Below are 13,358 nucleotides of genomic sequence, written 5' to 3'. Positions count from 1 at the left end.
GAGGTTTATTTGCCATACCTAAAAAACATGGATATCAGAAACTAATACAATTAAATTTCCAATTCACTCGATTTTGGTCCTTGACTTATTACCACTGGGCTTTCTTACTTTCTTTGCAGACGACATCCATTTTTACCTTGATGTTCAATCAATTTTCATTGTATCATGATTTCTTTGCTATAATAGCAAAGAAAGTTTAACTGAAGGGGTTCTCAATTGTGATGAGAACGAATGTAGTAGTTTAATTAAAGATAGATGAGGTGAATGGCCAAATGAAACGGCCGATAGTTGTTTTAACAGGGGGCGGAACAGCGGGGCATGTATCCGTCAATGAAGCGCTCATCCCTGTTTTCTTAGAAAAAGGTTACGAGGTGCATTATATAGGTTCTCATGATGGGATTGAAAAAGAACTCATTGGCGCAGGTCACCCGGAAGTAACATATCATGCAATACAGAGTGGTAAGCTAAGGCGCTATTTTTCGATGAAGAATTTTTCAGACCCTTTTAAGGTCGGAATTGGTGTCATGCAAGCCTTTAGCATTTTGAAAAAGCTGAAGCCTGAGATTATTTTCTCAAAAGGCGGTTTCGTTTCAGTACCAGTCATATTGGCAGCAAAACTATCAAGGACACCGGTTGTTATCCATGAATCCGATGTAACACCTGGACTTGCAAATAAAATAGCGTTGCCATTTTCCAATCACATCTTCACTGTTTTTGAACAAACACTTCAATATGTGCCTGAAGGGAAATCCACTTGTACTGGAGCTGTCATTCGTCCAGAAATCTTTGAAGGTGTAAGGAAAGAAGGGTTAAGAATTACTGGCCTAACAGGAGAGAAGCCGGTTTTCATTATTATGGGGGGAAGTCAGGGATCCGCTGTTTTAAATGCAGCTGTAAGAAAAGAACTTCCAACTTTGCTAAAAAGGTTTGAAGTCATTCATCTATGCGGTAAAGGTAACATAGATGAGGCATTAGAATATACAGCAGGATATACCCAATTTGAATATGTCACTGAAGGTTTGCCGCATTTATTAGCAGCTTCGGATTATGCGGTTTCTAGAGCTGGATCCAATTCGATTTTTGAATTGCTATCGATTCATAAGCCTATGCTGCTAATACCGCTTTCGGCGTCGCAGAGTAGAGGAGACCAAATACTGAATGCATCGCTTTTTAAATCTTTAGGGATAGCAGCGGTAATGATGGAGGAAGAGCTTGAAAACAGCTCTTTAGAAGAAAAATTAATAGAACTTACCCAAAATAAGGATGAATTCATTTTAAATATGCAGCATCTATCAAACACAAAAACACCTGAAAAAATGGTCGAATTGATTCTTTCATGCAAAAAATAGCTGAAATAGTCATTTTTCAGTGATTTTAGTAGTGAAATACTGTTGCACTTAGAGAAAAACAAGTGTATTCTTGTGGATGGCATAAATGGCAAATCTATAGGGTGAAACCCTTTCGGTAATAAGATTTGCGTGGTAATATGAATAAGAATAAACAATATAAAACACAACAGGCCAAAAGGCAAATGTGGAGGTCATTTTACATGTCGAACAATGTTGGTGCCCAACGTTCACCGTATGCTGTTTTTTCCGGTCCGAACCTTGGGTATATAATGGAAATGTACGAACAGTTCAAAGAGGCGCCCGAATCGGTGGATCCTGAACTCGCAAATATGTTCAGACACTACGGAGCTCCTGCAGTGAATGGAGGAGGCGAACGAACGGCAGACTCTGCAGCAGTCTCACCAGAAAACTTCGGAAAAGTGCTTTCAGCTTATACGTTGATTGATGCTATCCGTACATATGGACATCTTGCATCGGATATTTATCCGTTGAATGATCGTCCAAAAGATACATCACGTTTAGAACTATCTTACTATGGATTGACAGAAAGCGATTTACAATCAATGCCGGCCTCCTTGTTCTTGAAACATGTACCGTCGACAGTTGAAACTGGTTTGGATGCAGTAAACTACCTTAAATCGATGTACACCGGAAAAATCGCATATGAATTTGCCCATATCATTGACGAGGAAGAACGCAATTGGATTCAATCAAAAATTGAAAACGGAGAGGTATCTGTTCAATTGTCTAGCGAAGACAAAAAAGCTTTGTTGGAACGCTTGACGAAAATTGAAGGATTTGAGAAATTCATTCACCGTACATTTGTTGGAGCGAAGCGCTTCTCAATTGAAGGCTTGGACACGTTAGTTGTTCTATTGGACGAATTAATTCGCCGTTCAGAACAAGACAAAATGAAAAAAGTGTTGATCGGCATGGCGCACCGTGGCCGCTTAAACGTGTTGACCCATATTTTAAACAAACCATATGAAATGATGTTTGCAGAATTTGCAGGCGTGCCTACTGATCCATTTGTTCCTGAGGATGGTTCTCTGATTACGACACGCGGGTGGTTCGGCGATGTTAAATACCATATGGGAGCTCTATATAAAGGAAAGTCTGGCATGGATCGATTCCTTGCTTACAACCCTTCTCACCTTGAAGTTGTCAACCCTGTCGTTGCTGGCCAAACACGTGCTGCACAGGAAACTACAACAGAAGCTGGTATGCCAGAGCAAGATATGAAGTCAGCCTATGCGATTATGATTCATGGAGATGCTGCATTCCCTGGACAGGGGATTGTGCCTGAAACATTCAACTATAGTCGAATTCGCGGTTTCAAAACGGGTGGTTCGATTCATATCATTGCAAACAATACAATTGGATTTACGACGGAGTTTTACGATTCCAGATCTACAAATTATTCGTCAGACCCAGCAAAAGGCTTTGAAGTTCCTGTGCTGCATGTTAATGCCGACAGCCCGGAAAGTGTCATTGCTGCTGCTGCTTTCGCTTTTGAATATCGCCAGAAGTTCGGCAAAGATATCTTGATAGATTTAATCGGCTATCGTCGCTATGGGCATAACGAAATGGATGAACCGTTAGTTACGAATCCAATGATGTATCATAATATCCATAAACATCCAACAGTTCGTCAGCTTTACGGTTCCGAACTTGTAGAGAAAAATATTTTGAACGATGCAGAAGTTGATCAATTGGATGCGGATGTATTTGCTATGATGCAAGCTGCATATGATCGTGTGAAAGAGCAATCGGCAGATAAGAAGAAATTGTCCAATGCGACTCCTGATGTTGTCCTCGCAGGCATGCCAAGAGACCTTGAAACAGGGGTTGAAGCAGAGAGACTGCAAAAAATGAATGAAGAATTGCTTACTTATCCTGAGAATTTCACTGTTTTCAGCAAGTTGGATCGTATTCTGAAACGTCGTGAAGAGCCATTCAAAGGAAAGGGAAAAATTGATTGGGCACATGCTGAGCAATTAGCTTTCGGGTCCATTTTACAAGATGGTAAACCAATTCGCATTACTGGGCAAGACGTGCAACGCGGTACTTTCGCTCATCGTCACTTAGTACTCCATGATGAGAAAAATGGCGAAGAGTATGTGCCACTTCACCATATTAGCGGGTCGAATGCTTCTTTCGTAGCGTATAACAGCCCATTAACTGAATTTGCTGTTGTTGGCTATGAATTCGGCTATAACTTGGAGAAAGACCAAGCATTATCCATTTGGGAAGCACAATATGGAGACTTTGCAAATATGGCACAAGTTATGTTCGACCAGTTCATCTCTGCAAGCCATTCAAAATGGGGTCAGCAATCAGGTCTTGTCATATTGCTTCCTCATGCATATGAAGGCCAAGGACCGGAACATTCAAGTGCACGACTTGAAAGATACTTGCAATTATGCGCGGAAAACAACTGGACAGTTGCAAACATTTCAAGTGCTGCGAACTACTTCCACGTACTTCGCAGGCAAGCTAAAATGTTAGGTACTGAAGCTGAAAGACCACTTGTCATCGTATCCCCTAAATCATTGCTTCGTCACCCGCTTGTAGGAGCTGAAGTAAGTGATTTAGCTGAAGGACATTTCAAAACGGTCTTGGAACAGCCAGGAACTGGACAAAAACCAGAAAAAGTGAAAAAAATACTATTTGCTAGCGGTAAAATGGCGATTGATTTAGCTGAGAAAGTGAAAGATGGCGAAGGATTCGATCATTTGCACATCGTACGCGTTGAACAGTTATATCCATTCCCATCCGAAAAAATTGCTGAAATCCTTTCGCGTTATCCAAAAGCGAAAGAGCTTGTCTGGGTTCAAGAAGAGCCGAAAAACATGGGATCTTGGTCATTCGCACATCCATACTTATTGGAAATTGCCGAGGGCAAAAAAGTTTCCTATGTCGGAAGAATCCACCGCGCAAGCCCATCCGAAGGTGATGGAGAATCGCATAAAATTGAGCAAACACGTATTATCGAAGAAGCTCTCAAAAAATAAAATGTTTATTGTTGAATATTTGAATATGCCTGCGCCGTTGAAACGGTAGATTAGAGGAGGAATTTATTGTGGCAGAGATCAGAGTACCTGAACTTGCAGAATCGATTACAGAAGGAACAATTGCTAAATGGTTGAAACAACCAGGTGAAAGTGTTGATAAAGGAGAATTCATCGTTGAATTAGAAACGGATAAGGTCAACGTTGAGGTTATTTCTGAAGAAGCGGGAGTTATTCAAGAACTATTAGCTTCAGAAGGTGATACGGTTGAAGTCGGTCAAGTGATCGCTGTAGTAGGAGAAGGTTCTGGATCACCAGCGGCTCCAGCTCCAAAAACAGAAGAAAAAGCACCTGAGCAACAACAGGCAGCTGCACCTGCACCTGCACCTGCACAAACTCCGGCAACTGAAGAATTCGCATCTTCAGACCGTACGATCGCAAGCCCGGCAGCAAGAAAATTGGCTCGTGAAAAAGGCATCGATCTTTCGGCGGTATCACCTGTAGATCCAATGGGCCGCGTTCGGGTTCAAGATGTGCAAGCGCACAGCAATGCTCCAAAAGCTCCAGCAGCTGCACAACCAGCACAAATTGCTGCACCAGTGCAAGATGGCCGTGAAACACGTGAAAAAATGACGCGCCGCCGTCAAACAATTGCTAAACGTCTTTTGGAAGTTAAACAATCGACTGCAATGTTAACGACATTCAATGAAATTGATATGACTGCAGTTATGGAATTGCGTTCTCGCAAAAAAGACGAATTCTTCGATAAGAACGATGTTCGCCTAGGTTTCATGTCGTTCTTCACGAAAGCAGTTGTAGCTGCACTTAAAAAATATCCATACGTCAACTCTGAAATTGACGGCGATGAATTGATCATGAAACATTATTATGACATCGGTATTGCAGTATCTACTGAAGGTGGATTAGTCGTTCCAATCGTACGTGATGCAGATCGTAAAAATTTCGCTGAAATCGAAGCGAATATTGGAGAACTTGCTGCAAAAGCACGCGACAATAAATTGACTTTGGCTGATATGGCAGGCGGATCATTTACAATTACAAACGGTGGAGTATTTGGTTCCCTAATGTCTACTCCAATCCTAAATGGTACACAAGTAGGTATTTTAGGAATGCATACTATCCAAAAACGCCCAGTTGCGGTTGGCGATAAAGTGGAAATCCGTCCAATGATGTATATCGCTCTGTCGTACGATCACCGTGTAATTGACGGAAAAGACTCTGTTGGATTCTTGAAAATGGTAAAAGAATTGATTGAAAACCCTGAAGATCTTCTTCTTGGATCCTAATTGGCCCGATGTAATTGGACCTCAGACTGTAGACAAAGTTCCATTTCACTTTGTCTACAGTCATTTTGCAATTTACAGTAATAAAAAAGCATATCCTCTCTTTGTTTAGAAACGTTAGACATGTGGCAGGCAGTGCACAACGTATCCTGCGAATTCGCGTGAAGTTTAAAAAGCCGAATGTGATATAATTGTTTATTAAGGGGACGGCAACACGGTATGTGAACGTTTACTCAACAAGCTGTAGCCCGATAGTATCGGGCCTTTTCATTATAGAAAAAAGGTGTGGTATATTTTGTCAAATTTTAAAGAATGGACAACATCTCCGACAATCCGCACAGTTACTTGCAAACATACAGATGCAGCAAAATATGTAGTGAGTAATGTGTTAACTCCGGGTAAAGAATACGAAGTAAAAAATGAAACAGAAGAATTCATTTTTGTCGTCGACAATACCGGCAAAGTCGGCGGATATTATAAAACATATTTTGAATAATAATCGCCCGGTTAATATTAGCCGGGCGTTTTTAATGAGGAGGCACTTATGATTTCATTGATTGAAAGTGAAAAAATAAAACGCAATAAAAGAATATATGATGCAAAAGACGAAGCGTTAATCCAAGAGGGAGGTTACGTTTCTCCGATCTCTACTCTTTGGGATGATATTTTAGTCGGCATCGTTTTGAAAAAGCCTGTCCTTTTAAAAGGCCCTTCTGGTTCTGGAAAAACGAGACTATCACAAAGCATTTCCCACTTTTTCAATCAACCGATGCATAGTGTCAATTGCTCGGTCGATTTAGATGCTGAGTCGCTTTTAGGATTTAAAACAATCATTAGCAAAAATGGTGAAACGCATATCGAATTCGTAGAAGGACCAGTTATTGAAGCGATGAAAAAAGGACATATATTATATATCGATGAAATCAATATGGCTAAGCCTGAAACATTGCCAATTCTTCATAGTGTATTGGATCACCGAAGAATGATGACGAATCCTTTTACTGGCGAGGTCATTCATGCTCATGATGATTTTACCGTCATAGCGGCAATCAACGAAGGTTATATTGGGACATCTCCAATGAATGAAGCTTTGAAAAATCGTTTTCTTTCATATAGCATTCCTTATTTATCCGGTGAGCAATTGAAAGAACTGATGGAAAAGCTGTTCCCAAACGCGGAACAAAGTTTAGTTCAAACAATGCTAAATATTAGTGCAGACTTGCAAAAACAAGTAATGAATGGATTATTGGATGAAGAAGCGGCATCCATTCGAAGCATATTGGATGCGTTAAGCTTATCTGAGCATATGCCTATATTGCGCGCAGTCCAATATGCGATAGCAGAAAAGTTGGACGATCCAATAGAACGAAGCCTCGTTATGGAATTGTGTGAAACTTGGGTGAAGTGAGGGATTCGCGATGACAAAAGTAAATCGGTTCATCCAATTCAATGACGAAATGGTCGATGTCAACCAAATGTTACTTTATGAAAGAATTGGCAGAGCACTATCAGATGCGCCATTTTTGGAGTTGACGGAGCGTAAGTTGATGGAAATCAGGCCAGCTGAAGGCGGCATTTCTATGAGTGTTTATTGGCGTCATCGTCCAGATCATATTATGCATGGCGGAAGATTGTCGGATATTTATTTATTGACTGCTGGTTTTTGGAGACATTTTTCCGTTCCTGAATGGGTTTCATACCGGCTTTCATATCGTACGCATCCATTACGAAAATTTGCGGAAGAATTATTGCTTCTTATCGAGGAATTCCGTCTCATTGACGCAACTATTAAAGAAAGGGCAGGAACGGAGGAGGCATTTCAAATCCGGAAGGAAGTAATGCTACGTTTCCATAAAGATCATTTTACTATTAATTATCAAAAAGGATTTGTAGCAGATGCATTACTGAATATGATGTACATTTCCTTGAATGAAGGTATGCATACTTCAATTCCAAAAGAATGGAGCTATGGTCCTGGAACTATTCCTTTGCCGATTGACCATATCCATACAGCATTATCATTTGCATATGATGCAAAGAGCACAAAGGACAGCCGATTAGTTGCCGAAAGGATTATTGCACTTTTGGAAGAGCAGCTTGAGGAAGATTTGCTTCATCAATATTATGCAATTGGCGACGCGTTAAACGAGAAGATTATCCCCTTCCATTATCATGAAGGCATGAAAGATGCAGAAAGTGGAGAAGGGGAAGTTAAAGAGACAATCGAAGAAGTGTTTCGTAGCTTCCACCGAGAAAATAAGAGTGAATCGGGTGTACACCTTGAATTTGAACTGGAGCATGGCCGATCAGGAAAAGGCGATGGCTCAAATGCAGTTGAAGGACATGAAGATGCTCAGATTGAAGAAATGGGGAAGGGCAGTTCTAAAGGCGATCAAAGTGAGAAACGATCTGATGAAGAAAGAGATGCTAAAAAGGGAAATAATTCACAACTCCATGCCGATCAATCATTCGGACCTGAGCATTTGAATGTCGTATATGAAGAAAGAGCGATTCAAATAAAAGATGAATATGAAAACAAGAAAAAAATAATTGCTTGGCGCGAAAATCAAAAGCCGTTTGTCCGTTCTTTTGTCGATGAGATGAAAAAAAGAATTGAACAAAAAAGGGAAGAGAAGAGAGAAGGGCTTGTAAAAGGTAGATTATCATCAAAATTGACTACGATGATGATCGATGAGCGACCTCGACCATTTTATCGAAAAAATATCCCTTCCACTCAGTTAGATGCTGTTTTTGGCCTGCTTGTAGATGGATCGGCTTCTATGGCCGATAAATTGGATGAAACAAAACAAGCAGTTCTTCTATTTCACGATGTATTGCGCGAATTACAAATCCAACATGAAATTACTTCCTACTATGAAGATGCAAATTATGCAACAAAGGAAAGTCAACCGAATGTATTTGAGTTGATGCATACATTTGCAGACAGAAACAAAGATGATAGCCTTTCGATTATGTCATTCGATGCAAACGAAGACAATCGTGATGGTTTTGCGATCAGATGGATGACAAAACGACTTTTAACTCGTCAAGAACAACATAAATTTCTGCTTGTTTTTTCTGATGGAGAGCCATCAGCATTTGGCTATGCCCAAAATGGTGTATTGGATACGAGGGAAGCTGTAGTAGAAGCAGAAAAATTAGGTGTTACTGTTATTCATTTATTTCTATCAGCTGAAGAGACAACAGTAGAACAACGTGCAGTGTTTACGATGATGTTTGGCAATAAATCAGCGGCATCAGACTCTGTTGAACAATTCACCGATCAAATATTGCGCATTTTGCGCAAAACACTTTCAATTGTCATCAACCAATAGAAAGGTAAGCATAGTCAATCACATACCAATTTTCAGACCAATTCTCATATGGATTGGCCTGTTTTTTTTTAAAATCTTATTTTCTCTTGAATTGTTATGTTTTCATCAATAAAAGAAAATAAGAACAGGGGGAAATATTTGATGATTGATTTTCTATCAAATCAAACTGCTTATATCGATGACGTTGCAAATATGATATACAAAGAGTTTGTAGAAAAAACTAGTAGCAAAATGACTTTTCTGGAGGTGAAAAAATTCTTTTCAAATACTAAAATGGACGATTTCCCTATTACATTAATCGCACTAGAAGATGGAAAATGTATAGGAACCGTTTCAATCTTTGAAAATGATTTAAAGACACAAGATCTATACAAACCTTGGCTTGCGTCTTTATATACAAAACCTGAATTTCGTGGCAAAGGGGTAGGCCAAATCCTAATAACAGAAACGTTAAAAGTTGTAAAAGACTTAGGTTATAAAGAACTTTATCTGAGAACTGAAAATGCTGCCGAGTACTATAAAAATAGGGGTTGGGTTTTTATCGGCAATGCTTTAGATGCTAAAAATGAAAAGGTGGATATTTTCAAATTCGATTTAAAACAAGAAATTGGAGAGCGTTAACTATATAAGGCAACCTAAAAACGCTTGGATTCTTCCAAGCGTTTAGATGCACTAATTATTATGTGATATTTAACCTGATTTTTGTATGATTTAATACTGTTAAAATAGGTTTTCTCCTATCGAAATTATTCTAATTGAAAGTGGCTTTCTTTAATTAGATCGGTCTTTGACGTTCTGTTTTTTCATGTACTGCCAATAGTCGCTGTTTCAATTCTTCTTCCATGCGTGCTATTTCTACTTCTGCAGCTTTTCGTTTTGCACGGCCGTCTGCTTGAATGACAAGTGTTTCTTCGATTGTTTGAATTAAATTTTCCTGTGTTTTTTTCAACGTGTCAATTTCGATAATGCCACGCTCATTTTCTTTAGCTGTCTCAATAGAATTAACCTTTAGCATTTCAGAGTTTTTCAGCAACAGATCGTTCGTTGTTTTTGTTACTAAACGCTGTGATTCGACAGCTTTTCTTTGACGATTTAATGTTAGCGCAATCGCAATTTGGTTTTTCCATAATGGAATGGACGTCATAATCGATGATTGAATCTTTTCAGCTAATGTTTGGTTCGTTTGTTGGATCATTCGTATTTGAGGAGCACTTTGAATTGTAATCTGTCTTGATAATTGCAAATCATAGAGGCGTTTCTCAAGACGATCCAAAAATTGTCCCATGTCATTCACTTCTTGGAATGCCATTTGATCGTTGCTTTCTTCTGCTTTTTTGCGCATTTCAGGAATGATGACATTTGCAATTTCATCGCGCTTCATTTCTGCAGCGGCGATATAAACATTCAACGCTTGGAAGTACGTTTTATTTTGCTCATATAAATTCTCCAACATATGAACATCTTCCATTAAGCCACGTTTAGAATGTTCTAATTGAACACCGATACGATCAATTTGCGTACTTAATTTCTGGTATTTCGTCATCATTTCTTGAATGGAACGGGTTGCTTTGCTGAAAAGGCGGCTTAAACCAGATTTTTTCTTATCGGAAAGATCTTCAGGGTCAATTTCTGAAAGTTTGCCCATTAGATCACTTAAGACATCTCCAACTGGTCCGATATCTTTACTCTGTACATGATCGAGCATTTTATGGGAAAACCGTGATAATTCATTTTGTGCATTGGCTCCATATGTGATAATTGCTTCATAATTGCCAACAGGGATCTGGGCAGCCAATTGCTTTGCTTTTTCTTGTTCTTCAGGAGACAGGCGATCAATTAGCTTTACGGCATTTTGCCCCTCTTTTTGTTCGGTTTGCATTTCTTTTGGTAGCAGAGGTTCATTTATATCGAATGGATTATCCAATAATTCATCAAATGTCTTAACCTCATCATTTGTAGTACGATTTTCTGTCATTGTGCATTTCTCCTTTCATTTCAAGCAGAGGTTTATTCTTCTTCATCGTTACATCGACATAGTCGAGTTCAAACTGCAGCTGTTCAATGTCAGATGCCAAAGCGCCACGCAAGTCTTGCTCCAATTGTTTTGTGACATCATTTAACGTTTCTCTAGTATGCTGTAAAGCAATTCGGAGCTCTTGATCCTTTAGCGGTTGGTTGACTAGCATGGCATATTTAGATGTCAACTCGACAGCGGAGTCTAAGTGAGAATAAAAGAATTTCTCAACATGGTAAAATTTCTTCGGATTTTTACGAACGATAGATAATATCCTTTTGGATAAATTATTCATCTCATATACTTGTCGAAAAGCTTGAACAGATCTTACTTGTCCGTATAAGCTATTGAGTTGTTTTATTTTATTTTTCGCATCATTAATTTGCGTTTTAATATGTTTGTATTCGGAGCGAGACATGCTGAGCCTCTTTACATTGGACGAAATTTGGATTTGTTTAATGGTGAAATTCCCGCCAAGATAGATTGCGATCATTAGGCCCGTAGCAGGCAATACATGCATACCGATGCCTAAAGTGAAAATAAACCAGGATGCAAAGCTAATAGGTGCTGTTATAAAATGCCTTTGGAAAAAATCTTTTATCTCTTGCATAATCCTTAGGCCTCCTTACTTATCTATAATGTTTATACGTTTTATGAGCTAATAAGTTTCATTTTCATTACTTTCATTATAACTGAAAACCAGTTCAAATACATATCTTACGTATAAACGAACCGATTTTCTTGGATAGCGCCCAATGATTTGATAAAATGAAGGACACTCGCGGCCAAGTGGATGGGAGGATTTATAAAATGACATATGAAGTAATCTATATGAAGGCGGATTTTGAGCCATGGTGGATGTTTGAAGAATGGGAGACGATGGTGAAATCACGCCGTTCTTTTAGTACAGTTAATGAAGCGCAAGAATATTTTTATAAAATTAAAGGCGAATTGGAAAAAAGCCACGCACATTCTGCTCAAAAAAATGATTGTTTTTTCGCTTTTTGGTCTGATCAAGAGCAGTTTTTTTGTGAAGGATGCGATGAAAATCTTCAACTATACCACGGAATTATCCTAATGGTTGATGGGAAGCCATCTCCGCATATATTAAGAAATAATTCGAATATTTGATATTGTCGTATTGACATTTATTTTCTATATGGTATAGTAACAATAAGTTAACACGTATGAACCGAAAGAAACGTATTCACGTATTACAAAAAGTGATCGGCGTTGTCGGTACTTTTTGTAATATGTGAATTTTTTTTTGGGGATTCATGTATTAGAAAGAACATTATTTGGAGGTTTTTGCACATGAAACAAGGTACTGTTAAGTGGTTCAACTCTGAAAAAGGCTTCGGTTTTATCGAAGTTGAAGGGGAAGACGATGTATTCGTACACTTCTCTGCAATTCAGGGAGAAGGTTTCAAAACATTGGACGAAGGTCAACATGTAGAATTCGAAGTTGTTGAAGGCAACCGTGGTCTACAAGCTGCTAATGTAGTTAAACAATAATTCGCCAACTAAGAAGAGGTGCCTATCATTGGGCACCTCTTTGACTTCGTTATGGCTGTGATACTGATTCCAATGTAGACGTAACGACATATTCTTCTCCATTTTCAAGCTTCATGATGGATTCTCGTTTCACTTCACCGACCCCTTTAGCGAAGTATTTACGGTTAATGGCATCCTTTTCTTTGGATTCAATGACAAACGCGTCATTGAATGTTTGATAAGGTGTTTCAACAGTTACCCCTGTTTCGACGATTTCCCATTTGTCGAAAGTAGTGCCGACTTCAAATGGCTGTCTTAAATATACGCCTGCTGGCTTCATTTTATTAATTTCGTCTAATGTTGGGAAGTCTTGTTCATTTTCGACCACATCGTAACTAATTGTAGTAACTTCGTCTTCTCCTATTTTATAAATATACCTTGTCAAAGCACCGCCATTATTTTCATGTACAATTACATAATGTTCATATGGCTGGGCAAAATCTATGTCCAATTCTGCAAATTCGTTTCCTTCCCCTTTAAAATGCGCTTTTGAACCATCTGGCAAAAAATAATCGAGCAAGCTCATATCAACTTTAGTAGGATTTTCCATATTCACATTTGGATTAGTGGATTCGCCGCTATTGCCTGAGTTATTGAGTGTCGTTGTGTCCTTCCGTGAACAACCTGCAATGACTAAGATTGAAAAAGTAAGCAGGATGAATAGTTTTTGCACTTTCATTGTATACACTCCTCGTATATTAGTAGTAAGAGCTCTTTCCGATAGAATTTCCAGTTGATCCGGACAGCTGGAGGCCGTCTATTGGACTCCTATAGGAAATGGATGCCTTACG

Annotated in this window: 12 protein-coding genes; 9 read left to right on the top strand and 3 right to left on the bottom strand. The window is 39.0% G+C overall.

Annotation, left to right across the window (positions count from 1 at the left end; all coding sequences use genetic code 11):
• Positions 1–272 precede the first annotated feature (272 nt).
• The 7 genes from ACFQ38_RS12420 (at position 273) to ACFQ38_RS12390 (ending at position 9,620) form a co-directional block, all read left to right on the top strand.
• On the top strand, positions 273–1,349 hold the full coding sequence (locus tag ACFQ38_RS12420) for an undecaprenyldiphospho-muramoylpentapeptide beta-N-acetylglucosaminyltransferase (protein ID WP_381481206.1): 1,077 nt from the start codon (positions 273–275) through the stop codon (positions 1,347–1,349).
• Between the two features lie 200 nt (positions 1,350–1,549).
• A complete protein-coding gene (locus ACFQ38_RS12415) occupies positions 1,550–4,363 on the top strand; it encodes a 2-oxoglutarate dehydrogenase E1 component (protein ID WP_336824793.1) in 2,814 nt (937 codons plus the stop codon).
• A 68-nt stretch (positions 4,364–4,431) separates the two neighbouring features.
• On the top strand, positions 4,432–5,667 hold the full coding sequence (gene odhB, locus ACFQ38_RS12410; RefSeq protein ID WP_336824792.1) for a 2-oxoglutarate dehydrogenase complex dihydrolipoyllysine-residue succinyltransferase: 1,236 nt from the start codon (positions 4,432–4,434) through the stop codon (positions 5,665–5,667).
• 289 nt (positions 5,668–5,956) lie between these two features.
• On the top strand, positions 5,957–6,160 hold the full coding sequence (locus tag ACFQ38_RS12405) for a DUF6501 family protein (protein WP_381481210.1): 204 nt from the start codon (positions 5,957–5,959) through the stop codon (positions 6,158–6,160).
• A gap of 48 nt (positions 6,161–6,208) precedes the next feature.
• Positions 6,209–7,072 (top strand): ATP-binding protein, encoded by an 864-nt coding sequence (locus ACFQ38_RS12400; protein WP_381481203.1) that lies wholly within the window; start codon positions 6,209–6,211, stop codon positions 7,070–7,072.
• A 10-nt stretch (positions 7,073–7,082) separates the two neighbouring features.
• Positions 7,083–8,999, top strand: a complete 1,917-nt coding sequence (locus ACFQ38_RS12395) for a vWA domain-containing protein (protein ID WP_336824789.1) — start codon at positions 7,083–7,085, stop codon at positions 8,997–8,999.
• A gap of 141 nt (positions 9,000–9,140) precedes the next feature.
• Positions 9,141–9,620 (top strand): GNAT family N-acetyltransferase, encoded by a 480-nt coding sequence (locus tag ACFQ38_RS12390; protein ID WP_381481208.1) that lies wholly within the window; start codon positions 9,141–9,143, stop codon positions 9,618–9,620.
• Positions 9,621–9,774: 154 nt separating this feature from the next.
• Here the strand turns inward: ACFQ38_RS12390 and ACFQ38_RS12385 are convergent, their stop codons facing one another.
• Entirely contained in the window at positions 9,775–10,974 is a 1,200-nt protein-coding gene (locus tag ACFQ38_RS12385; RefSeq protein ID WP_336824787.1) for a toxic anion resistance protein, read from the bottom strand.
• A complete protein-coding gene (locus tag ACFQ38_RS12380; protein WP_381481200.1) occupies positions 10,949–11,623 on the bottom strand; it encodes a 5-bromo-4-chloroindolyl phosphate hydrolysis family protein in 675 nt (224 codons plus the stop codon). Before ACFQ38_RS12380 ends, ACFQ38_RS12385 begins: the two co-directional genes overlap by 26 nt.
• 200 nt (positions 11,624–11,823) lie before the next feature.
• On the opposite strand from ACFQ38_RS12380, the gene ACFQ38_RS12375 reads away from it, so the two are divergent.
• Together ACFQ38_RS12375 and ACFQ38_RS12370 are read left to right on the top strand one after the other, a co-directional pair.
• Positions 11,824–12,144 (top strand): DUF1033 family protein, encoded by a 321-nt coding sequence (locus ACFQ38_RS12375; RefSeq protein WP_336824785.1) that lies wholly within the window; start codon positions 11,824–11,826, stop codon positions 12,142–12,144.
• Positions 12,145–12,327: 183 nt separating this feature from the next.
• Positions 12,328–12,528: a cold-shock protein gene (locus ACFQ38_RS12370; protein ID WP_336824784.1), complete on the top strand. Its 201-nt coding sequence runs from the start codon at positions 12,328–12,330 to the stop codon at positions 12,526–12,528.
• A 49-nt stretch (positions 12,529–12,577) separates the two neighbouring features.
• Here ACFQ38_RS12370 and ACFQ38_RS12365 read toward each other — a convergent pair whose 3' ends face one another.
• Positions 12,578–13,246, bottom strand: coding sequence for a hypothetical protein (locus ACFQ38_RS12365; protein ID WP_336824783.1), 669 nt, complete (start codon positions 13,244–13,246; stop codon positions 12,578–12,580).
• Positions 13,247–13,358: the final 112 nt, after the last annotated feature.

The organism is Sporosarcina contaminans, assembly GCF_042679045.1.
GTDB classification, from domain to species: domain Bacteria; phylum Bacillota; class Bacilli; order Bacillales_A; family Planococcaceae; genus Sporosarcina; species Sporosarcina contaminans.
Note: the sequence above shows the minus strand (reverse complement) of the source record. Positions and strands in the feature narration are given on the sequence as shown.